At 61.4% G+C, this 21,032-nt stretch carries 18 protein-coding genes; 8 read left to right on the forward strand and 10 right to left on the reverse strand.

Going from position 1 to position 21,032, the window contains the following annotated elements:
- Positions 1–5 precede the first annotated feature (5 nt).
- The 4 genes from rseP to mutS all read right to left on the reverse strand — a co-directional run bounded on the left by rseP (position 6) and on the right by mutS (position 5,844).
- Positions 6–1,097 carry an RIP metalloprotease RseP gene (gene rseP / locus NF78_RS12575; RefSeq protein WP_035986819.1) on the reverse strand — a complete coding sequence of 364 codons (1,092 nt, stop codon included), beginning with the start codon at positions 1,095–1,097 and terminating at the stop codon, positions 6–8.
- A gap of 100 nt (positions 1,098–1,197) precedes the next feature.
- Positions 1,198–2,142 carry a 4-(cytidine 5'-diphospho)-2-C-methyl-D-erythritol kinase gene (gene ispE, locus NF78_RS12580; protein WP_035986821.1) on the reverse strand — a complete coding sequence of 315 codons (945 nt, stop codon included), beginning with the start codon at positions 2,140–2,142 and terminating at the stop codon, positions 1,198–1,200.
- A gap of 163 nt (positions 2,143–2,305) precedes the next feature.
- Positions 2,306–3,145, reverse strand: a complete 840-nt coding sequence (gene rsmA / locus NF78_RS12585; protein ID WP_035986823.1) for a 16S rRNA (adenine(1518)-N(6)/adenine(1519)-N(6))-dimethyltransferase RsmA — start codon at positions 3,143–3,145, stop codon at positions 2,306–2,308.
- A gap of 14 nt (positions 3,146–3,159) precedes the next feature.
- The gene (mutS, locus tag NF78_RS12590) at positions 3,160–5,844 is read right to left on the reverse strand and encodes a DNA mismatch repair protein MutS (protein WP_035986825.1); all 2,685 of its coding nucleotides are present in this window, start codon (positions 5,842–5,844) and stop codon (positions 3,160–3,162) included.
- A gap of 297 nt (positions 5,845–6,141) precedes the next feature.
- Here mutS and NF78_RS12595 point away from each other — a divergent pair, with 297 nt between their 5' ends.
- On the forward strand, positions 6,142–6,345 hold the full coding sequence (locus NF78_RS12595) for a hypothetical protein (RefSeq protein ID WP_035986827.1): 204 nt from the start codon (positions 6,142–6,144) through the stop codon (positions 6,343–6,345).
- Positions 6,346–6,848: 503 nt separating this feature from the next.
- Here the strand turns inward: NF78_RS12595 and recF are convergent.
- The gene (recF, locus tag NF78_RS12600; protein WP_035986830.1) at positions 6,849–7,979 is read right to left on the reverse strand and encodes a DNA replication/repair protein RecF; all 1,131 of its coding nucleotides are present in this window, start codon (positions 7,977–7,979) and stop codon (positions 6,849–6,851) included.
- A gap of 403 nt (positions 7,980–8,382) precedes the next feature.
- On the opposite strand from recF, the gene NF78_RS12605 reads away from it, so the two are divergent.
- The 3 genes from NF78_RS12605 to NF78_RS12615 all read left to right on the forward strand — a co-directional run bounded on the left by NF78_RS12605 (position 8,383) and on the right by NF78_RS12615 (position 10,446).
- A complete protein-coding gene (locus NF78_RS12605) occupies positions 8,383–8,850 on the forward strand; it encodes an NYN domain-containing protein (protein ID WP_035986832.1) in 468 nt (155 codons plus the stop codon).
- Positions 8,851–8,953: 103 nt separating this feature from the next.
- Positions 8,954–9,625: a ribonuclease III gene (gene rnc, locus NF78_RS12610; protein WP_035986835.1), complete on the forward strand. Its 672-nt coding sequence runs from the start codon at positions 8,954–8,956 to the stop codon at positions 9,623–9,625.
- On the forward strand, positions 9,622–10,446 hold the full coding sequence (locus tag NF78_RS12615) for an SDR family oxidoreductase (protein WP_035986837.1): 825 nt from the start codon (positions 9,622–9,624) through the stop codon (positions 10,444–10,446). Before rnc ends, NF78_RS12615 begins: the two co-directional genes overlap by 4 nt.
- 62 nt (positions 10,447–10,508) lie before the next feature.
- On the opposite strand, the gene NF78_RS12620 is transcribed toward NF78_RS12615, so the two are convergent.
- From NF78_RS12620 to NF78_RS12630, 3 genes are all read right to left on the reverse strand, one after another.
- Positions 10,509–12,125: an alpha/beta hydrolase family protein gene (locus NF78_RS12620; protein WP_156119748.1), complete on the reverse strand. Its 1,617-nt coding sequence runs from the start codon at positions 12,123–12,125 to the stop codon at positions 10,509–10,511.
- A gap of 163 nt (positions 12,126–12,288) precedes the next feature.
- Complete coding sequence (locus NF78_RS12625) at positions 12,289–13,866, reverse strand: D-Ala-D-Ala carboxypeptidase family metallohydrolase (protein ID WP_035986842.1); 1,578 nt, start codon at positions 13,864–13,866, stop codon at positions 12,289–12,291.
- A gap of 51 nt (positions 13,867–13,917) precedes the next feature.
- On the reverse strand, positions 13,918–14,766 hold the full coding sequence (locus tag NF78_RS12630; protein WP_052050283.1) for a cation diffusion facilitator family transporter: 849 nt from the start codon (positions 14,764–14,766) through the stop codon (positions 13,918–13,920).
- A 285-nt stretch (positions 14,767–15,051) separates the two neighbouring features.
- On the opposite strand from NF78_RS12630, the gene NF78_RS12635 reads away from it, so the two are divergent.
- Positions 15,052–15,813 carry a histidine phosphatase family protein gene (locus NF78_RS12635; RefSeq protein ID WP_052050286.1) on the forward strand — a complete coding sequence of 254 codons (762 nt, stop codon included), beginning with the start codon at positions 15,052–15,054 and terminating at the stop codon, positions 15,811–15,813.
- On the opposite strand, the gene NF78_RS28230 is transcribed toward NF78_RS12635, so the two are convergent.
- Complete coding sequence (locus NF78_RS28230; protein WP_052050288.1) at positions 15,804–16,754, reverse strand: hypothetical protein; 951 nt, start codon at positions 16,752–16,754, stop codon at positions 15,804–15,806. The genes NF78_RS12635 and NF78_RS28230 overlap by 10 nt on opposite strands.
- Before the next feature lie 179 nt (positions 16,755–16,933).
- On the opposite strand from NF78_RS28230, the gene NF78_RS12645 reads away from it, so the two are divergent.
- A complete protein-coding gene (locus tag NF78_RS12645) occupies positions 16,934–17,539 on the forward strand; it encodes a GNAT family N-acetyltransferase (RefSeq protein WP_072016061.1) in 606 nt (201 codons plus the stop codon).
- 315 nt (positions 17,540–17,854) lie between these two features.
- Positions 17,855–18,322, forward strand: a complete 468-nt coding sequence (locus tag NF78_RS12650) for a hypothetical protein (RefSeq protein ID WP_225885286.1) — start codon at positions 17,855–17,857, stop codon at positions 18,320–18,322.
- Positions 18,323–18,354: 32 nt separating this feature from the next.
- Here NF78_RS12650 and NF78_RS12655 read toward each other — a convergent pair whose 3' ends face one another.
- Positions 18,355–19,479, reverse strand: coding sequence for a histidinol-phosphate transaminase (locus NF78_RS12655; protein WP_035986850.1), 1,125 nt, complete (start codon positions 19,477–19,479; stop codon positions 18,355–18,357).
- A gap of 205 nt (positions 19,480–19,684) precedes the next feature.
- Here NF78_RS12655 and NF78_RS12660 point away from each other — a divergent pair, with 205 nt between their 5' ends.
- Positions 19,685–20,767 carry a PIN/TRAM domain-containing protein gene (locus tag NF78_RS12660; protein ID WP_035986851.1) on the forward strand — a complete coding sequence of 361 codons (1,083 nt, stop codon included), beginning with the start codon at positions 19,685–19,687 and terminating at the stop codon, positions 20,765–20,767.
- Positions 20,768–21,032 lie beyond the last annotated feature (265 nt).

Genomic DNA, 21,032 nt, shown 5'->3' on the forward strand with positions numbered 1-21,032 from the left:
GCGGGTTAGCGCAGGTTTTGGAAGATTTCGAGCTGGGTGGTATCGCGCACGATCAAAAACACGCCCAGGCCCAGCAGCAGCACCAGGCCGGTCTGCATGACGTTTTCTTGGATGCGATCGGGCAGGGGCTTGCCGCCGCGCAGGGCTTCAATTAGCAAAAAGGCCAACTGACCGCCATCGAGGGCAGGCAGGGGCAAAATGTTGATGATTGCCAGGTTGATGCTGATAATGGCGGTAAAGGGAAACAGCATGGCGGCGCTGGACTGGGCCAGGCCCGCCCCCTGCTCAACGATTTTGACCGGCCCGGCCACCTGGCCCGCCATTTCGCCAAAGTTGGTGATCAGCATGGCAAAGCCGCGCACCGTGCGCACCAGGGTGTCCTGGAACTGCTGGGCCGCCAGGCCAAACACTTCGATGGGGTTGCTGGGGCGGCGGTAGCCGAAGTCGCCGTTGGGCTGAAGCTGTACGCCAATCACCGCCGAACCATCGGTGCCAATTTCAGGGGTGACCGAGACCTCTAGCTCGCGATCGCCCCGCTGCACGGTGAGCCGCACCGGCTGGTTGGGGCTGTCTTTGATCAGCTGAATGAACGGAGGAATGCTCTCTTCCCCAGCTCCCAGGGGTTCGCCGTTGGCCGCCACCAGCACATCGCCGGAGCGAATGCCCGCCTGGCCCGCCGGGGAGCTGTCGGAGATCACCTGGGGCACCAGGATGCCGGGCTGGGGGTTGAAGGTTTCGGGGATGCCGACGGCGCTGAACTGGGCCACAAACACCAGGTAGGCAAACACCAGGTTGGCGATCACCCCGGCGCTGATCACAATGGCGCGATCGAGGATGGGGCGGTTTTTCAGCAGGTCGGGATCGTTGGCTGGAATCTCGCTATCGGGGTCGTCGTCGGGGAAGCCCACAAAGCCGCCCAGGGGAATGGCCCTGAGGGAGTACTCGGTTTCGGCCCCCTGGAATTTCCACAGGATGGGGCCAAAGCCGATGGCAAAGCGGTTGACGTGGATGCCCTGTAGCCGAGCGGCCATGAAGTGCCCCGCCTCGTGGACGGCTACCAGCAGGGCAATGACCGCGATCGCAGCTAAAACCGACATAGACAGAACCGATAGGTTAAGAACAGTTTCCCTATTCTAGCGCTGCTTCTGGTCTCTCAAGGCTGGACTCAGCCCCGCCACCCTATTCTCAGCCTTTCGGCTAGCTTTCGAGCTGCACTCCGCTGGAGCTAAATCGGGCAGTCCACACCCCCAGGTCGGGGGCGGGCAGGGCCGATCGCAGCCGGTCGGCCAGGGTTTCGGCCTCGGCGGCGGTCTCCACCAGGGTAAACACGGAGGGACCAGAGCCCGACATCAGCGTGCCCAGGCCCCCCAGTCCAGCCATAGTTTCCCTTAAAGCTGCGGTTTTGGGGTGGGCGGGCAGCACCACTTTTTCAAAATCGTTGCAGAGGTGACTGGCTAGGGCCTGGGTATCCCGCTGGGCCACCGCCTGCACCATCGCCCCCGATCGCACCGCCGACTGCCGCTCCTGCCAACTCTGGGTATCGCTCAGGTAGGTGTCGCCGTACTGGGCCCGGTAGGTCTGGTAGGCCCAGGGGGTAGAGACAAACTCGGACTCATACTTGGCCAGCACCAGGTGCAGACTGTCGATGCCGGGCAGCGGGTCGAGCTGTTCACCCCGGCCCGTGGCGATCACACTGCCCCCCGACACACAAAAGGGCACATCCGACCCCAGTTCGGCCCCCAGCTCTTGTAGTTCGCTCTGGGTCAGGCCCAGGTTCCACAGCAGGTCGAGCCCCACCAGCACGGCGGCGGCGTTGGATGACCCCCCGGCCAGCCCCGCCCCCACCGGGATCTGCTTTTCGATGGTGATTTCGACGCCGCCCAGCTTGGCCATCATCCCAGGGCAGCGCTGGGAAACCAGGGCCGCCGCTTTGTAGGCCAGATTGGTTTCGTCGGCGGGCACCAGGGGGTGGTCGCAGCGCACCCGAATGGCATCGACGCCAATGCTGCGAACGGTAATACGATCGCACAGACTGACGCTCTGCATCACCATGATCAGCTCGTGGAAGCCGTCGGGGCGACTGCCGACAATTTCGAGATAGAGGTTGATTTTGGCGGCAGCCAGCAGGGTGTAGAGGCGCATCGAGCGATCCTTAGTGAATAGTTGAGTAGCCGGAGGTCAGGCGTCTTGCCTAACCCATTCCCTAGGGTCCGGCGTAGGGTGGGCACCGCCCACCAGTAATCGTAGGGGAGTCGTAGGGTAGGCACTACCCACCACCCCTTTGGCTAGCGCCACAACAGACCATCTAATCCGAGGGTGACGACTGCTTCAGGATTGTATTACTCAGCGCCACCCACTGCTCAACGCTGAGGTCTTCGGCACGGGCGGTGGGTTCAATGCCCAGGTCGGTCATGATCGTTTCTAACTCGTCGCGATCGATCACCCCCTTGAGGTTGTTGCGCAACATCTTGCGCTTGCTGCCAAAGCCCAGCTTCACCAGGCGATCGAACCCGGCCAGGTCATCGGATGGCTTAGCGGGGGGACGCGGCGTGATTTTCACCACCGCCGAGTCCACCTGGGGCGGCGGCTGAAAGGCCCGCGCCGGCACCGGGCAGACCAGCTCACAGTCCGCCAGGTACTGCACCCGCACCGACAACGCCCCAAAGGCCTTCTTCCCCGGCTTGGCGTAGAGTCGCTCGGCCACTTCTTTCTGCACCAGCAGCACGATCGCGTCGTAGGGCTCCGGGTTTGGGGTGGCCAGGGTGCCCAGCAGCTTCTCTAAAATGGGTCCGGTGATGTAGTAAGGAATGTTGGCCACCACCTTGTTGGGCAGGCCGTAGTCAAAGTACTTATCCCGCGAGGCGGCAGCGATATCTAGCTCCAGAATGTCACTGGGCACCAGGCGAAAGTTGTCGTGCTTAGCGAACTGGTTGTTCAGCTTGCGAATCAGGTCGCGATCGATTTCCACCGCCACCACGGCCTTTGCCAACGGCAGCAGCCAGCGAGTCAGCGCCCCGGTGCCGGGGCCAATCTCCAGCACCGTATCCTGCCGGGTGACGGCGGCGGCCTCCAGCATGCGGTGGAGCACCTTTTCGTCGGTGAGCCAGTGCTGGCCAAAGCGCTTGCGGGTGGGTTGAGAAAACATTTTGTCACTTCAGGTCACGGCTTACCAAACAAATCTAGCTGGTCGGAGGGGGCGTAGGTGGCGGCGGCATCCTTAACCCGGCGGCGGGGCCGACTGGCCTTGGGTACTTCCCCCCGCAGGCCCACGGCAATGGTGCTGTTGCGCTCAATCTCGCGCATCACGTCGCGGGCCCGCTGGATCACCGAAGGGGGCAGCCCCGCCAGTCGCCCCGCCTCGATGCCGTAGGACTTGTCGGCCCCGCCGGGCTGCACCTGGTGCAGAAAGATGATCTGGTCGGGCAGTTCTTTGACCGTGACCTGGTAGTTGGCGACGTTGGGCACCAGAGCGGCCAGCTCGTTGAGCTCGTGGTAGTGGGTGGCAAAAATGGTGCGGGCGGCGATGTCCACCGCCAGGTGCTCGGCCACGGCCCAGGCGATCGCCAGCCCGTCGAAGGTGGCGGTGCCCCGGCCAATCTCGTCCAGCAGCACCAGGGAGCGGGGGGTGGCGTGGTTGAGGATATTCGCCGTCTCGTTCATCTCCACCATGAAGGTGGACTGGCCGCTGGCCAGGTCGTCCACGGCCCCGACGCGGGTGAAGATGCGATCGCACACCCCCAGCCGCGCCGCCTTCGCCGGTACAAAGCTGCCCATCTGGGCCATCAGCTGAATCAGCCCCACCTGGCGCAGGTAGCAGCTCTTGCCGCTGGCGTTGGGGCCAGTGAGGATGATCAAATCCTGGGGATCGGTGGCGGGGCGATCGCCCGGAGTCGTGCCCATAAACGTGGAGTTGGGCACAAAGAACCCGGCGGGCAGCAGTTGTTCTACCACAGGGTGGCGGCCCGCTTCCAGGGCGATCGCCCGACTCTCATCGATCTCCGGGCAGCAGTAGCCCTGGAAGATGGCCACCTCCGCCAGCCCGCAGAGCACATCGGCGGCAGCCACGGCGGCGGCCACCTTGCGGATCAGCTCCACCTGTTCGCCCACTTTTTCCCGCAGCTGGTTAAAGATCTCGTACTCCAGGGCGTTAATTTCAGACTCGATGTTGAACACCCGCGCCTCCCGCTCCTTCAGTTCGGGGGTGATGTAGCGCTCCTCGTTGGTGAGGGTCTGTTTGCGGATGTAGTCGTCGGGGGCCAGTTCGGCCTTGGCGCGGGAGAGGCTGATGTAGTAGCCAAAGGCTTTGTTAAAGCCCACCTTGAGCGTCGAGATGCCGGTCCGTTTCCGTTCGGCGGGCTCCAACTCCGCGATCCACTTCTGGTCGTCCTTGGCTTGCTGGCGCAGGTCGTCGAGTTGGCCGTTCACCCCATCGCGGATCAGGTGGCCCTCGGTGAGGTAGAGGGGCGGGGTTTCCACCAGGTGCGATCGCAGCAGTTGCCCCAGTTGCTCCAGCTCCGGCGGCACGTACTGCAGCGCTTGCAAGTAGGGGGATTTCGCCTGCTCCGCCAGGGCCGCCAGCTCCGGCAGCCGCAGAAACGACTCCGCCAGGGCCACCAGGTCCCGCGCGTTGGCGGTGCCCGACCCAGCTCTACCCGCCAGCCGTTCCAGGTCGTAGATCTGCTTTAGCTTGTGCTGGAGCATCTGGCGCAGGTTGCCGTCCCGCAGCAGTTCTTGAATGGTGGATTGGCGAGATTGGATCCCCTTGACATCCAGCAGCGGTTGCAGCAGCCAGCGGCGCAGGGTACGCCCGCCCATGGCAGTGACGGTGCGGTCCAGCGCCCAGAGCAAAGAGCCGTTGTAGGTGCTGTCGCGCTGGGTCTGGGTGATCTCCAGGTTGCGGCGGGTTTGGTGGTCGATCACCAGGTAGGCGGCCAGGGTGTAGGTGCAGAGGGGCTGGAGCGGGGCCTGCACGGTCTTTTGGGTTTCTTCGACGTAGTGCAGCAGGCCCCCCGCCGCCCGCACCGCCAGGGGCAGGTGGTCGCAGCCGAGGCCCTCCAGTGACCTCAGCCGAAACCGTTGCAGCAACCGCTGACGGGCCTCGCTCTGGCTATAGGGGCCTTGGGGGCGCAGGGTGTAGCAAAACTGCCGGGGCAGGCAATCGGGCAATTGGTCCGACTGGTCGCCAGGCCGCAGCATCGCCCCCAAATTAGGCGCATCCACCGGAAACAGCACCTCGGCGGGCTGGAGCCTGAGCAATTCCTGCGCGAGCTGATCCAGGTCTTCCCCCTGGGTGGTGAGGAATTCCCCGGTGGAGACATCGGCGTGGGCCAGTCCCCAGTGGTGCCCCGCCACCACCACCGAGGCCAGAAAGTTGTTCTGGCTGGCGCTGAGCATGCCCTCTTCGATCACGGTGCCGGGGGTGATCACTCGGGTGACTTCGCGCTTGACTAGGCCCTGGGCTACGGCGGGGTCTTCCACCTGGTCGCAGATGGCGATCGCATAGCCCTTTTCCACCAGCAGGGTGCAGTAGCGATCGAGGGCGTGGTGGGGAATGCCCGCCAGGGGCACCCGCCCAATGGCCTTACCGGCGTCTTTGCTGGTGAGGACGAGTTCGAGCTCGCGGGCGATCGCGATCGCATCCTGAAAAAACGTCTCAAAAAAGTCCCCCACCCGGTACAGCACCAGGGCGTGGGGATACTGCTCCTTCATCTCCACGTAGTGGCGCATCATCGGCGTCAGGTCGTCCCAGTTCACCGCGTGGTGGTCGGCGTAGCGGACGGTGTGCTTGGCCAGGCGCTCGGGGATGGGTGGCTGGGGGTCGGCGGTGGGGGAGGAACCAGACATAGGGGTATTAGCGGCTAGCGTTCAGCGTCGTCCTACGGCCTCCTCAGGCTGCGGAGCGGGGCAGTTTCGATATGGTTGCATATTTTATCGACTCGTCCCCAGTCTTCGGGGTAAATGCAAATACCTCAGTAGATGTTGGAGTGGACTGGCCAAGCACGTGCCCCCAGCACTTTGCTGAGAATTGTGTCAGGTGTTACGCACCGTTAAGCTTCGTTGCACGTTTCCATAAAGCGCCTGGAGGCTATGTTACGTTCAAAAACGTTACAAACATCACCTGTATTTATCTAGAGAAGTCCCATGGCTCTGGCAGACAAAACCGCTCCGGCTCTGACCGCAACCCGCGAAGACTTTTCCGAATACGTCGCTCACCTACAGCTTCACATGGCACTTCAGGCTCGCAACCTGGTGCCCTCCCTCAGCAATACCGGCGATAGCCGCAACAACCTGCTACATCAAACCCAGGCCGACATTGAGAAAATCATTTCTCGCCAGGGATTTTAGAGGCTGTCACTCCTAAATTTGTAGATGGGGTGAAACGAAGTTGCCCCCAACAGGGCTTACCGACGTTGGATGACCCTGCGTTTCATCCCATCTACGAGAACTCCAGAATTTTAGCCGTGACGCTGCACCAGCCTGATCTTTGGGTTGGGCGTGGCAGAGGTGGAAATAAAAGCCTTGTGGCCACAATTGATGCCATGCCCTAGAACGCCGGTACAGTACTCCTACCGTAGTGGGGCTAAGGGTCCGCAAGCAACGGCAGTCGGTGAAAGCCGGACTTACCGCCGGGGCCATTTCGCTGGCCCAAGACCCCCGTCGAGAAGGGGCGTCGCCCCTACTGGGGCGCAATGCAATCATTGGCCGCCCTTCACCCCACGGAAAGGACTGGCCGATCATCGGTTTAAACCGCTGTCCTGCAAGGGAGTGGGTAGGGATCTATAGACCCTGGGGCGGCAACTGCGAGATTTTTAGACATACCGAATCGGTACCCTAGGCCTTGGATCCGTTTAGGAGTTCTCAATTTGTCCGGCACTCACCGTCAAAATTTGCGATGACCTCATCCACTGACTGCCGAAAGCGCCAAGGTGGGTGGTGGTAATAATGGTTTGAAATCGGTCTTGAATCGCCTCTAGCAGCTGATTTTGGCGATTCAGGTCCAGCTCGGCCAGCACATCGTCGAGCAGCAGCAGGGGCGGTTCGCCGATCACCTCATCGATCAGGTGCAGTTCCGCCAGCTTGAGGGCCAGGACCAGGGTGCGCTGCTGCCCCTGGGAGCCGTACTGGCGGCTGGGGGTGTCGTTGATGGCGAACTCGATGTCGTCGCGGTGGGGGCCAACCAGGCTGGTGCGCTGGTGCTGTTCGGCCACGGTCCGCAGCTTAATCTTTTCCAAAAAGCTGGCCTGGATCGCCTGGGGGTCATCCTCCGTCATCGGCACGTTGGGCTGGTAGTGAATCTGTAAGTCTTCCCGCTGGCCGCTGATGGCCTGGTGCCACTGGTGGGCGATTGGGGCCAGTCGGGCGATCGCCCTGGCCCGTCGCCGAATTACCCGAGTGCCCAGTGCCGCCAGCTGAGCATCCCACAGGGCAAACTCGGTAGCGTCGATGGGTTCAGCTTCTCCCTCGTCGTCGGTGTAGGACTTTTTAATCAGGGCGTTGCGCTGTTTCAGCACCTGGTTGTACTGACTGAGAATGTGGGCGTAGACCGGCTCCAGCTGCACCAGCAAGGTATCGAGCCAGGTGCGCCGCTCCCCCGGCCCGCCCCGCACCAGGTCGAGGTCAAGGCTGGAGAACTGCACCGCATTGAGCGCCCCCAAAAAGTCGAGCTGTCGGCGCAGCTTTTCGCCATTGAGAATGGCCGTGCGCCGCCCCGCCTGCCGCAGCACCAGAGACAGATCGGCCATGCCCAGATCCCGACGCACCGCAGCGGTGATTTGGGCCATCGGCTGATCCTGCTGCACTAGATCGCGATCGCGCCCCGTCCGGTGCGATTTCAGCGTGGCCAGTAGCTCCACCGCCTCCAGCAGGTTCGACTTGCCCTGGGCATTTTCCCCCACCAGAATGGTCTTGGGAGCGGCAAAGTCGATCTGCTGCTCGCCATAGTTGCGAAAGTGCCTCAGCGATAGGTGAGTCAGGTACAAGGGAGTCAGGGAAGCTGGACTGGGTTTAGGATACAGGACGGCAGGAAACAATATTTAGACTAATAAGCCTAGGTACTTGACTGATGCAAGTAGGTGAGTTACCTTTTATACAAACTCGGATGTACAGGAGTTATCGCTAGTTTTCTAACTAGGTCTACATAGCCATCGCAAGTCTGCACGATGTAACAAGCGGCTCAATCCTTGACTACTTGCTATATCAGTTAACTTTTGACTTTCTGTCAGGTTGTGCTTTTGTGTGATTGCTATGTAGCTCTAGTTCCAATTCTTTGCCAGTGTCTCGTATCGTTTTCGAGCACAACTTTGAGTTTGGAGCTCAAGAGCAAGAAACTACCACTGCCCTGTTTCTCTCCGAGTGATCTGATGTTTATCTTTTGGGTAAAATATGACACTCGAAATGGTTCATCGGCCCACTGTTGCCGTATTTGCTGACGCCCAAAACGTCAATCTTTTCAAACACAGCACCGCCATTCTCGATTTCGTAAATAGTTTGGGTGATGTACCTTGTTTATACGCCTACCATCATTGGCGTTCCGTCCCTCTAAAAAAAGAGCAGAAACTTCAATCTCAATCCTGGCGATGTGTTGATATTCCTACCATTGCCAAGAATGAAGTAGACAAGAACCTGATGAAAGATTTTGTGGAACTTTGTCGGTTTCGAGAGCCTGACATTCTTGTTCTTATTACCAACGATGGTGATTTTGAAAAAATGGTTAGGCCATATCTAAAGCCGGGTCGGCAGGTCATTGTCATTGGCTATAAAAGCAACATGAGCCAAAAATTGCGACGATTGTTGCCTAAGGGAATACTCTTTGTTGAGAATCTCCGTAATGCACTCCCTGGTTTAACCTAGGTTTTCACGATTCAACTTTTTGAGGTTATGTTTAAAGGCCTTAGGCACAACTATCTAAGCATAACCTCCAGTCAGCTTTCTTGAAGCTTGATCATTAAGACGTATGCCTATTCCTGACTTTAGTAATTCTCGACTTCTGCGCCAAGCTCTTACCCATAGCAGCTACGCCTATGAGCATCCTACCGAAGGCCTTAATATGGAAAACTCTGATTATGAGCGTTTGGAATTCTTGGGCGATAGCATTATAGAACTGGTCGTTAGAGATTTGTTGTTTGCTCGTTACCCCAGCATGAGCGAAGGAGAAATGTCGAAGCGTGGCGATCGCCTGGTGAGTAAATCCTTTTTAGCCTCTTTGTCAGTTCAGTTAGGTATTCCACCACTGCTGAGGTTGGGATCTGGGGCGCAGCATGAGCGCGATAATCCTAGTGTTCAAGCCGATGCTTTTGAAGCTATGGTAGGTGCTTATCGATTGGATGCTGGCTTAGACGCAGCTTATAAGTATGTGGCAGATATCTTCAGGCCACTAGTCGATATGGCGTTAGATTTTCGAGCAACAGATCCAGTCAGCGAATTTCAGGAGTACGTACAGGCCCACATTGGTAATTCTGTGCTGCCTGAATATCGTGTTTTAGAAGCCAGTGGTCCCGATCATGCTAAGGTCTTCACCCTTGAAGTATGGGTGGAGTCTACCAAATATGGTGCTGGTCGAGGTAACAGTAAGAAAGAAGCGAAGAAAAACGCTGCTTTAGAAGCACTTAAGAGGGTTAAGCGATGAAAGCAGCAATTCTTGGCTGTGGCTATGTGGGTACAGCCGTAGCGCAACTGTGGAAATCCCAGGGTATCAGCGTAACGGCAACGACGACCAGCCCCAATCGGGTGCATGATTTGCGAGCAATAGCTGATGCTGTTCAGGTGGTCAACGGATCAGACGCCGAGGGCATCGCGACACTCCTGCAAAACCAGGACACCCTGCTGATCTGCGTGGGAGCCGGTCGCCAGGCCGACTACCGGGAGGTCTACCTCAACACCGCCAAAACCGTCGTAGGGGCGCTCGATCGCGCACCGAGCCTGAAGCAAATCATCTTTACCAGCACCTACTCGGTCTACGGCAACTACGAAGGCGCCTGGGTGCGAGAGGACGACCCTGCCAAACCCGCCACTGACAACGGCCGCACCATGGCGGAGGCAGAGCAAACCCTGCTGAATGCGGCCACGGGCGATCGGGCGGTCTGCATTTTTCGCCTCGGCGGCATCTACGGCCCCGGACGAGAGCTAGCCAAGATCTACAGCCGCGCCGCCGGTCAGACCCGCCCTGGGGCTGGACACGAGGCCAGCAACTGGGTCCACCTGGACGACATTGTGGGGGCGATCGCCTTTGCCCAGGCCCACCACCTCAGCGGCCTCTACAACCTGGTGCAGGACGAAATCCCCACCGTGCGTGAGCTGATCGATCGCGTCTGCACCGCCCACCACCTCGCCCCAGTCCAGTGGGACCCCTCCCAGCCCAGCGCCCGCCCCTACAACGTGCGGGTGTCAAACCAGAAGCTCAAGGCGGCGGGGTATAGCTTTCGGCACCCACAGTTTGAGGGCATTTAGTTGAATTGTGGATTTTTGAACCGCTATCAAGTCTTGGCTACCCCCAATCCAAAATCACCCATCTAAAAGCCAAAATCCCTCTGCCCCACCACCTCAATACTGGTCAGGTGTAGCTGGCCCTGGGGCACCTGGTCAAACACCAACTCCACGCGGGTCAACGCTGTCAGGTCTACCCCTGCAAACTGCCCCAGGGGAATCCGCAGACTGCTGGGGTACACAAGCGCAGTGTCGCCAGAACTAGGGTCGGCCTCAAACTGGCGCAGCGCAGGCACCGTGGAGGGAATTTCGACCCGGGCCGCGCCCCCCTGACCGTCGCGCAGCACCACCGCAAACGCGGGCTGCCCCTGGGGTAGTGCCCAGGCTGGATCGGGGGCAAGGCGCAGGTCCAGACTGCTAAAGCGGCTGACATCGACGGGGTCCAGAGGAACCTTTAGCCCCTCGGCAGCCGTGTCCCAGGTCAGGGTGAGCCGGGCTGGGAAATGGGGATGGGGCCGTGGCGACGACTCGCACGGCGCGATCGCCGGGCAGAAAGCAGCCCTGAGACCAGGGCTAAGGACTGGAGTTGAGGCCCCATCGGCCTCCAGCAGAGTGCGGCGCTGGCTATTGGGAGCTACCAGCGTGGTGAGCACGGCCTGGCCAAACAGCTGCGCCGGAGAGCTGCGCTGGGGGGCCAGGCCCACTGTGGCCAGGGCAGTGATCCCAGGGGGAGACCACACTGTCTGCAAGAAGGCTGCGGTGTACTGGGCCAGAAAAGTTTCCTGGGCCACCCGCGACAGGCGATCGCGCGATCGCTGCGGGTTGCACAGAGAACCGTGGTTGGCCTGCCGGTAGTAGTCGTCCTCCGCCACGGTAGCGTTGAAAAAATTGTGGTTGGCTCCCGGCAGCAGCAGCCCCAATACCGGGGTTGTGCGGGGCTGCGACCGGGCCATCTCAACGTAGTAGAGGCTGCTGAGATCGAAAATGTCGCGATCGCAGCCCCCGGCAATCACCGCCGTGGGGACATCGGGCAGCTGGTACGCATCGGGCCGCTCAGCTATGGGGAGGCTGCGGGTGGGGCTGACCAGCACCAGGGCCGAGACGGGTCCTCCCCCCGCCGCAATGCGCCCCTGGAGGGCTACCGCCGACTCGCTGCCCAGCCGTTCCAGGGCGCGGCGGGCCGCCGCGCCACCGCCCATGGAGTGTCCCACCAGCGCCAGTCGGGCCAGGTCAACCCGTCCGGCCAGGGGCAGCCCAAACCCAGGTTCTTCGCCCCGGTGGGCCAGCGCCAATCGATTCAGGTGATTGTCGATGATCTGGCCACTGCGCTGGTCGGCAAAGGCGTTGCGAGTTTCAGCGCTAGCCCCATAGGTCTCGCTGAAGGCGGCGTTCAGGTTCGGTACCAGCACACCATACCCCGCCTCGGCCAGGGCCTGGGCCAGGTAGGCAAAGCCCAGGTCAAAGCGGGGTTCCCCAGCGCAGGGCCACTGGCTGGTGGCCTCGGGCTGAAAGTGGCAGCCAGCGTGGCGACCGTGCAGCACAACCACCCAGGGAACCGGGGCGGTGCCAGGGGGAAGCGCGATCGCCCCCGTCAGGGCGATCGGCATCGCCTCCAGGGCCGGGTCTACCCCCGTCTGGTCCAGGGTAGTAGTGCCCAGGTCGTAGGACACCACCAGGGGAAAATCGGCCAGATTTGGCCCCACAGCTGAATTGGGCGGAGGCAGAGCCGCTCCCGATGGCAACAGCCCCCCCAAGCTCAGCACCAGGCCCAACCCCAGCCCAACCCAAAACTGAATCAGCCTCCTGACCCCAGGACGGTGCTGGTGCAGGCTCGCTCCTGGGGGCTGAGTGGGGTATGCTCCTGGCCTAATAGCCGTAGCTCCAGCGGGCTCGATACCCCCGCACATCGATGTGGGTAAACACAGAAGAACTGGCCAGCCCACCCCGGTTGCCCCACCAGCCGTTTAGCCGCGCGTAGACATCGGAGCAGCGCACACCGGGCACTACAAAGTCCACCGCATCGCCGGACATATGGCGAGACATGGAGGCCCCACCAACGGCGGCATTGGTGGCCGGGTCGCGGTACCAGGAGTTGATCCGGAGGGGCTTGTCGCCGTACATCTTGCGAATTTCCTCCATTGCGTCGGCCACCTTCAAAATGTTGTAGACAACCGCAGAGTTGGCCGGACGGCGGTATCTGCCGGTGCTGCGGTTGACGTGCAGCGCTTCACCCCAGGTGAAGTTACCGCGCACCCCGTAGCGGTTTTTGGGCTGAATTGGGTCGTTAGAGTAGTAAGTGCCCGTAAACCCAGGAAACGTCAGCGCTATCCCCCGATCGGCTGGATTGCTCGGGTTCCCCGGCCCCTGGTCGCCAGGGCGGTTGCCAATTTCGGTGCCCGAAATTTGGATATCGGGGATGTAGGCGTACCAGGCTGTGCGGTTCTGGGGCCCCAGAAAGGCTCCCTGGAGCGCCACCCGCACGTGGTTGTTCTCCGGTTGAGCATAGGAGTTGAGCAGGAAGACACTTCCCTTTTTGACCAGCACCTTGTCGGCGTTGGCCAGTTGGCTGGACTGCACGGGGCGAGCTTTGAAAATTGTGTCGCCGGTCACTTCAAGGGTTTGGCGGTTGCCGTCCACCTTGGTGTCTGGGCTGTAGACATACCACTTGGTATTGACTTCGGCGCCGACGATGGCATCGGCCAGTTCGATCTCGTAGTGGTCGCCCGCCGCTGGTTTAAAGGAGAGCAGGCTGAGCTGAGTGCCGTTTTTGACAAACACCTTCTGGGACTCACTCAGCTGCGACGAGATCTTGGGCTCGGTTTTAAATAACGTGTCGCTGATCACCCGCAGCCTGACGCCGGTCAGCACGTCAATATCGGGGGTGTAGACAAACCAGGTGCGGTTCGTTTTATCGCCCAGGGTGGGTTCGAGCAGCTGCACCTGCCAATGGTTTTTGCCCACGTCGAGATAGTACTGAATGTTAAAGGTGGTGCCGTTGGTAACCAGCACCTTCTCAGCCTCAGTCAGTTCGCTGGCCAGCTTGGGCTGCAGCTTAAAAAAGGTGGTGCTTTTGACACGCAGGGTCAGGTTCTTGGCCGGTTCGGGGGCAGGCTCTCCGCCAGCACCAGGCCCCTCGGGGTCACCGCCTCCCGCAGGGGGTGGGGTTTCTCCATCCGGCGGTGCCACCCCTTCCGGCGGCGGCGGGGGCGGCGGCGCGACCTCACCGCCACTTCCGGCCTGTACGGGTTCAGGGCCACCGGTTCCTACCGAAACCGTCATGGCCAGGGGCGCATCTGATCGCAGAAACCAATCTCGCATCCCTTCCACGTTGAGCACCTGCTCCCTGGGGTTGGAGGCGGAGGGGCGCTTCTGAATGCGGGAAATCCACTGGTTTCCCTGCATCAGATAAAAAGCTTCATCGGTTTCCTTAACCCAGGTACCCATGGTTTGACTCCCGTAGACACAGTGCAGCGCGGCCTATGCGGCGATCGCCACCTAGGTATGAATATTAGAATCGAATGGCCGATATGGCGCAGTTTTGTCGCTCAGGAGCGCAGGTTGGTCCATGGCTCTGGCCCTATCGGTGGCAGGCAGAGTCAGAGGGTTGCCCAGCAGGGTGCTCAGGTCAGTGCGGCCCGTTTCTAAAAAGCCTAGCCGGCTGAGGTTGAGGTCGGCTTCTGCAGGGTTGGGCGGTGCGGCAATCTGGCCCCAGCTCTGGTAGATCAGAGGGAGGGCACTACTGCCGATCAACAGCGCGATCGCCAGGCTCAGGGCCCCATCGACCCACACCCATTCAAACAGGGCCATGCACAGCGCCCCCACCACGACTGCCACCGAACTGGCCAGGTCAGCCATCACGTGCAAGAGCGCTCCCCGGCGGTTCAACGAGGTGTCGCCCTGGCCGTGGAGCAGCCATACACCAAAGCCGTTGATGCCCAGGCCCACCAGGGCTGTACCCGCCATCGGCGCGCTGACCAGGGTAGTGGTGGGCGCCACCAGATGCTGCCAGGCCTCCAGAGAGATCAGCCCCGCCATCGCTAGCAGCCCAACACCGTTGATCAGGGCGGCGATCGCCTCCAGGTGCGGCTGCCCTGGGCGCGGTCGAGCCAGGGTGAGCCGGGTCAGCCAGCTGGCCGACAGCGCCAGGGCGATCGCCCCCACGTCGGTCAGCATATGCCCCGCATCCGACTGAAGGGCCAGGCTATGGCTGGCGCTGCCCACCAGCCACTCCACCACCGCAAACCCCAGCACCAGGCTGAGGAATAGCCCCAGCCGTTTGCGATCGCTGGCGTCTAGGCCGCAGCGGCAGGGCAGGGGTGAAGCCGAATGAACCGAAAATGTCATCAATCGCAAACCACAGAGCAGGGGTATTTGCCTACGCATTCTGGCATGGTTCCAGCATTCTGGACTGGCCGGTAGACAGTTTTGGGGCTGTTTCCTATGTCTTGAGCTTGCCCATGAATCACCACGAAATCCGCTTAAACCGCTAGATCGGTTACGTTAATTAAGCTTGGGCTGGGGTCAGCCGCCTCAGCCGGTCACCCCTCATACTCTGGGATATGGGTTCCGCCTCTCGGGGCCACAGCCGTTCCTGTACCCAGCCGTTCCTGTACCGATTGTGCCACCGCCATGACTCCGCTGAAGTTGCTGCTGGTGCGTCACGGTCAGTCTGTAGGCAATGCCGCTGGCCGGATGGAAGGAATTAGCTCGACCGGGCTAACTGCCCTGGGGCGGCAGCAGTCGCAGCGGCTAGGGCAGGAACTGGCCGCCACGGGCTGGCACCCGACCCATATCTATTCCAGCCCGCTCAGGCGAGCCACGGAGACGCTGACTGCGCTGGGGCAGGGATTGGGCATCCCGACTCCGGCCCTGCACGCCAAGCCCTCGGAGGGTTCTGCTGAATCAGGGCTATTCGACTCCGTTAATCTGATTGCCAAAGCTGGGGTGGCGGTGGACATCAGCCCTGAACTCAGCGAGTACGACGCCGGCCTTTTCAATGGCTTGACCTGGGCGGAGGCCTGCGATCGCTACCCCGATCTGTGCCAGCAGCTCGAAACCAGCCTCGACTGGCAGCCCATTCCTGGGGCCGAAACCCCGGAGCAGGGGCGGGCCAGGGCGCAGCGGTTCCTGGCCCAGGTGCTGGCCCGGCACGGCAACGGCGATCGCATTCTGGTGATCAGCCACCACTGGCTGTTGCAGCAGCTGATCGCTGGGCTGCTGGGCAGCGATCGCGCCTGGGGACTGGCGATGGGGCACACCGCCCGGTTTGAATTTTGGCTGGACCGCGATCGCTGGGAGCAGCCCGGCGTCAACCGCCTCAATACCGAGCTGTGGCAAATCAAACGCTTCAACGACTGCACCCACTGCCTCGAAACTGAATTTCAAAACTGAATGCGGGCATCCAGGATAAACGCATCGGTCAGCTGCGCCACCCCCGCCGAGCTGGCCGGTTGCAGCCGTAGCCGCTGCCGAATCACACAGCCGACCAGATCGTCTACAGCACTGCTGCCGGTTCCCTGGAGCGGCCTCACCTGAGTAATTTCGCCGCTGGTCTCCACCCGAATCTGCAGCTGCACGGATGTCGCCACTATTCCGGTCAGCAGCGCCTCCAAATTGGCAAAGCCACAGGCCGAGGCCAGGGGCTGTAGCTCGATCGCCGCCGCGCCCAGCAGCTGCGGAGCTGTTTCAGGAATATCGCGGCCGCTGGGATTGAGGCGAATGCCCAGGGGTACGACCTGCCCCCCCTGCCCTTGCCCCCCTGACGGACCTGGCGCAGGGGGCGGCGGCGAGGGCGGCGACGGGTTGGGCGGCGGCGGTTCTACGGCGGGGGGAGCCGGAGGGGTCGGAGGGGTCGGGGGGGCTGGGGCCGGGGGAGCTGGAGCTGGAGCCGCTGGGGCTGGGGCCGCTGGGCGGGGTGGAGCCGGGGCAACCGCAGAGGGGACAGGGGCCACCGGGGGCGCAGCCTGGGGCTGGGTTGGGGGCAAGAAGGGGGCCAGCGGCGGGCGGGGCGGGGCGGGCGGAGTTACGGCCTCTGCGGCCCTGGGACTGGCGATCGGGGCAGCGGGTTCAGCAGGGGCGGGTTCGGCAGGGGCGGGCTCCGGTGTACCGATCGCCGCCTCGTCGGGAGCCGGTAGGTCGGGGGGCAAATCCACCAGCTGAATCGGCAGCGGGGCCGTTTCGCCCGCCGGCAGGGTTGGAGTTTGAATCGCCAGGGCGCGCACCATCACCAGGGCCACCCCGTGGGCCACGACCGAGGCCACCGCCGCTGCGGGCCACAGCAGCCGGGGATCGCGGTGGCGGACGAAGGTGGTTAGAAACGGGGAAGTCGCCATGGGCGGTGGGGCCGAGATGGGCCAATAAGCTAAAAAATGGGCGGTGGAGCAAAACTCACCCCCACGATCCTACCCGCTGACCGGGGAGAGGAGGGTATATTGACTGCTAGGGGCGACTCTCCCAGGGCCTGGGCTGACTAAAGTCGGGCGTCGTTTTTGGGAGTCTGCTGCTGGGGCCTATGGTACAAATTGACTCAAATTCACCTCCCTTGCCGACGGTGGGCGCGGGCCAGCCGCTGATTCGCCCCGCCCGGTTGCAGGACATCGATCGGCTCACTGAGGTGCTCACCTCCAGCTTCTACGACTGCTCGGGCTGGCGGTACTGGGTGTATCCCTTCATTCGTCTCGGCATTCAAGAGGACCTGAGACAGCGGCTGAAGACCCAGTCGCCCCGCTACGCCTGCCTGATGGCGATCGCGGCTACCGCAGCGGCACCGTTAGACGATACCGCGATCGCCGGGACGGTCGAGGCCTCCCTGCGCCAGCCCTGGCCCTGGCAGGGCGATCGCCACGTCTACATTTCAAACCTGGCGGTAGAAGCGGACTTTCGGCGGCAGGGTGTGGCCAGTGCCCTGCTGCAATCTTGCGAGCAGCTGGCGCAGCAGTGGCGGGTCTACGACCTGCACCTCCACGTCATGGAGGACAATGTAGCGGCTCAGGCGCTCTATCACAAAGCCGGGTTCAGTCTGTTTCAAACCGAGGATTCCCCTGCCTCCTGGGTGGGGCTCCAGGCCCGTCGGCTGCTGCTGCGCAAAACAATCCCTCCGCTTGCCCCCTGGCCTTGAACCGGACAACTTCATACAAACCTTAAACTTTTGCAGTAGAAATTCATCCCTGCTTCAGCACAGCTAAATACTTCCAAACGGGTCGGTTAGCTGTTTACCCTAGAATGAAGACCTGAGGCACTAAGGCCAATCGACAGTCCATAGGCCGCAGAAACGGGTACAGATTTTGGCCGGTCGAGCCGTTGTCGCTATGATGTGGCGGGGATGATCTCTAATTTTGAGCAGAACAGTTCAGGTTCGGGCCCCGGAAACCCCCTACGTTCTCCCGGTCTATTTGAGGTCCCTCAAACAGGCCAACATCCCCTTTTGAATTCTGTGAGCCGTCTCCCCAGTCCTTTCTTTAAGTCTGATTTGCGCCTGTCAGAAGACGATGACATTCTGGCCAGAATTCGCGGGGGCGAACTCTGGGTCGTCAACAGTCGCCGTCGCAACGGGTTGATCATTCACAAAGAGTTTTACACCGAATTTGCCGGTCCCGGAGCTGCCGTAGGAGGAGGGCTCGATACGGACTGTCGCGCGGTGATTCCGCTGGGTAGCCTGTCGCTGATTGCCCCGGAGTCGGCCGAGGCTCAGCAAAAAGCGCTTAAAATCCGCCTGCAGTGGGTGCGACTGACCCAAAACTTTACCGACAAGCCGGTGCCCATCGATCGCGCCCAGCTAATTTTGGAGCAGTTCAAGAGCTACTTCGATCAGAGCATTGTCGACCAGGTGCCCGATGAGGCCTTTGCCCTGCTGGTGGGGGTGCTACCTTACACCGTCCGTCGCGCCCGCGCCCTGGTGTAGGGGCACGGCATGCCGTGCCCCTACGGAGAAATCTACAACTGCTGCATGTGGGCCAGGGTGCGCTGATTCTCTGCCGGAGTGCCAACGGTAATTCGCAGGCCGCCCCCCGTGTGGCGCACCAGGGTTCCCTGCCGCCGCAGATGGTTGAACCAGCGTTCCAGTTCTTGCTTTTGGGGTGGTCCCGGCTGAGCGGGGGGGCGTCCGTAGAGAAAGTTGGCGTCGCTGGGCCACAGGCGCAGGGGGGTGTGCTGGGCGATCGCCGTCGCCAGTTCTCGCCGCTGCTGCTGAATTTCGGGCACCACGGCCAGCAATTCCTGACGGTGGGCCAGGGCGAGTTGGGCGGCGGCCTGGGTGAGGCTGGGCAGGTTGTAGGGCAACCGCACTTTTTCCAACGCCTGGGCCAGGGCTGGATTGGCCACCGCGTAGCCCACCCGAAAAGCGGCCAGGCGAAACGCCTTTGAGAAGGTGCGCAGGACGACCCAGTTGGAGCGATGGAGCACCTGGGCCACGGTGGTCTGCTGACTGAACTCAAAGTAAGCTTCGTCGACCACCACCAGAATGTCAGCGGGCAGGGATTCTAGCCAGACCAGTTCGGCGGCGGCAAGGGCGTTGCCGGTGGGCGAGTTGGGATGCACCATGAACACCGCGCGCACCGGGGCTCCCTGGGGCTGCACGATCGCCTGCTGCGCCGCAGCCAAATCGACCTCAAAGCTGTCCTCGCTGCGGCCTACTGTCACTACGTCAATGCCCAGGGTGCGGGCGAGAATACCGTACATAGAAAATGTGGGGTCGGCCACCAGGATTGAGCCTTCGCCACCAGCGCAGGTGGCAATCAGCAGCGATCGAATCAGCTCGTCGGAGCCGTTGCCGACGGAGATGTGGTCGGCACCAAAGGTCGATGGGGCTGCGGTTTCGCTCACGTACTGGGCGATCGCCCCCTTCAGCGCCCCGTGCCCGCCGTCCGGGTAGCGGTTGGCCGCGATGTCGTGGTGCAGGTGCCAGGCCAGCTTTTCCTTGAGTGCCTCGGGCAAATCGTAGGGGCACTCATTGGTGTCGAGAATGTCGAGGCTGGCTGGGGACGGGGCGTCTGCCGCCTCAACGTGGGGCGTATAGGCCGCCAGCTGAACCACCGCCGATCGCAAAAAGGGCAAAGACATGGAGAATGCAAGTGCAGTAACCCCCCCATTATTGCAGAGCCAGCCGGGCGGGTAGGGAAAGGGGGATTAGCGGTATACTTTTGCCAAATCCTCTTGCCCAGTTACCCCTCATCTGGCGCTTTTAACTGGGCGGAGTACACTGTATAGGGGTAAGATACTCAGCCTCTAGCCGCTGCAAAACACCAGCCCGAACCGCCGATCACCTATGCTAGACGCACTCATCGTATTTTCATTCATCCTGGCTGGGGCGGGGATTGGCTTCTACAGTATTGACCTGCTGCCGGAGCCGATTTTGCAGCAGGTGACTAATATCGAGGCCCTGGGCACTGTGACCGCTGTGTTTGGCGGCCTGATTGGCACCGGATTAGGCCTGGTGATGCAGACCAGCTACCGCCGTTTGGAGCGCCAGATCAAAGAGCTGCCCCCCGATCGCATTCTCACCCGGGCCGTGGGCCTGGTGCTGGGCCTGCTGATCGCCAACCTGATGCTGGCCCCTCTGTTTCTGCTGCCGATTCCCGCCGAGTTTGGCTTCATCAAGCCGATGACGGCGGTGCTGGGCAGCGTGCTGTTTGCGGTCTCGGGCATGAATTTGGCCGACACCCACGGGCGATCGCTGCTGCGCCTGATCAGCCCCAGCACCCTGGAGTCAACCCTGGTGGCCGAGGGCACCCTCAAGCCCAGCAAAACCAAGGTGCTCGACACCAGCTGCATCATCGATGGCCGCATTGAAGGTCTGCTGGGCACCGGCTTTTTGGAGGGGCAGCTGCTGGTGCCGCAGTTTGTGCTGCAGGAGCTTCAGCATGTGGCCGACGCCAGCAATGACCAAAAGCGCGATCGCGGCAGGCGGGGCCTGGACGTGCTCAACCGCATCCGCGAGTCCTACCCCAACCGGCTGCTGATCAACTCCGTCGACTACGACGACATTCCCACCGTTGACGCCAAGCTGGTGAAGCTGGCCCAGGAACTCAACGCCATGCTGCTCACCAACGACTACAACCTCAACAAGGTGGCCAGCTTTCAAGACGTGGAAGTGCTCAACATCAACGACCTGGCCCAGGCCATTCGCCCCGCCTACCTGCCCGGCGACGACATCGATCTAAAGATTCTCAAAGAGGGCAAAGAGCCGTCCCAGGGGGTGGGCTACCTCAACGACGGCACCATGGTAGTGGTCGAAGAAGGCCGTGACTACATCGGCGAGGAGCTGGAGGTGGTCGTCACAGGCTCGCTCCAGACCTCCGCTGGACGCATGATCTTTGCCCGGCCCAAAACCTCGATGGTGACGTCTTAACCGGCCCTGGACCGGCTGCTTTTGTAGCTTTGCTACGATGGGAGATCAGACCCACCTTCCCGGCATCCCATGGCTACCACCGCTGACGATGTTTGGCGCTTGCTCGGCGAACTGACCGAGGCTTGACTCTTTGTGCTGACCCAGTCAGGCGACAGCGTTGTCATTCTTAACGATGACCGGTTTACCCCCAACCGCTGGTAATTTTCAGGAGCTTTCAGTGCATCTTAGGTTGGGTGCAGCGCACCGTGCGCGAGGCAACCCCAGA

The sequence above is a fragment of the Leptolyngbya sp. KIOST-1 genome (assembly GCF_000763385.1).
Lineage (GTDB): Bacteria > Cyanobacteriota > Cyanobacteriia > Phormidesmidales > Phormidesmidaceae > Nodosilinea.

What these genes read in the sequence shown, in the direction of transcription:
- rseP (WP_035986819.1), bottom strand. Translation starts at nt 1,097, where the DNA reads ATGTCGGTTTTAGCTGCGATCGCGGTCATTGCCCTGCTGGTAGCCGTC.
- rsmA (WP_035986823.1), bottom strand. Translation starts at nt 3,145, where the DNA reads ATGTTTTCTCAACCCACCCGCAAGCGCTTTGGCCAGCACTGGCTCACC.
- NF78_RS12595 (WP_035986827.1), top strand. Translation starts at nt 6,142, where the DNA reads ATGGCTCTGGCAGACAAAACCGCTCCGGCTCTGACCGCAACCCGCGAA.
- NF78_RS12625 (WP_035986842.1), bottom strand. Translation starts at nt 13,866, where the DNA reads ATGGGTACCTGGGTTAAGGAAACCGATGAAGCTTTTTATCTGATGCAG.
- NF78_RS12630 (WP_052050283.1), bottom strand. Translation starts at nt 14,766, where the DNA reads ATGACATTTTCGGTTCATTCGGCTTCACCCCTGCCCTGCCGCTGCGGC.
- NF78_RS12660 (WP_035986851.1), top strand. Translation starts at nt 19,685, where the DNA reads ATGCTAGACGCACTCATCGTATTTTCATTCATCCTGGCTGGGGCGGGG.
- NF78_RS12655 (WP_035986850.1), bottom strand. Translation starts at nt 19,479, where the DNA reads ATGTCTTTGCCCTTTTTGCGATCGGCGGTGGTTCAGCTGGCGGCCTAT.
- NF78_RS12645 (WP_072016061.1), top strand. Translation starts at nt 16,934, where the DNA reads ATGGTACAAATTGACTCAAATTCACCTCCCTTGCCGACGGTGGGCGCG.
- NF78_RS12615 (WP_035986837.1), top strand. Translation starts at nt 9,622, where the DNA reads ATGAAAGCAGCAATTCTTGGCTGTGGCTATGTGGGTACAGCCGTAGCG.
- NF78_RS28230 (WP_052050288.1), bottom strand. Translation starts at nt 16,754, where the DNA reads ATGGCGACTTCCCCGTTTCTAACCACCTTCGTCCGCCACCGCGATCCC.
- NF78_RS12605 (WP_035986832.1), top strand. Translation starts at nt 8,383, where the DNA reads ATGACACTCGAAATGGTTCATCGGCCCACTGTTGCCGTATTTGCTGAC.
- mutS (WP_035986825.1), bottom strand. Translation starts at nt 5,844, where the DNA reads ATGTCTGGTTCCTCCCCCACCGCCGACCCCCAGCCACCCATCCCCGAG.
- NF78_RS12635 (WP_052050286.1), top strand. Translation starts at nt 15,052, where the DNA reads ATGACTCCGCTGAAGTTGCTGCTGGTGCGTCACGGTCAGTCTGTAGGC.
- ispE (WP_035986821.1), bottom strand. Translation starts at nt 2,142, where the DNA reads ATGCGCCTCTACACCCTGCTGGCTGCCGCCAAAATCAACCTCTATCTC.
- rnc (WP_035986835.1), top strand. Translation starts at nt 8,954, where the DNA reads ATGCCTATTCCTGACTTTAGTAATTCTCGACTTCTGCGCCAAGCTCTT.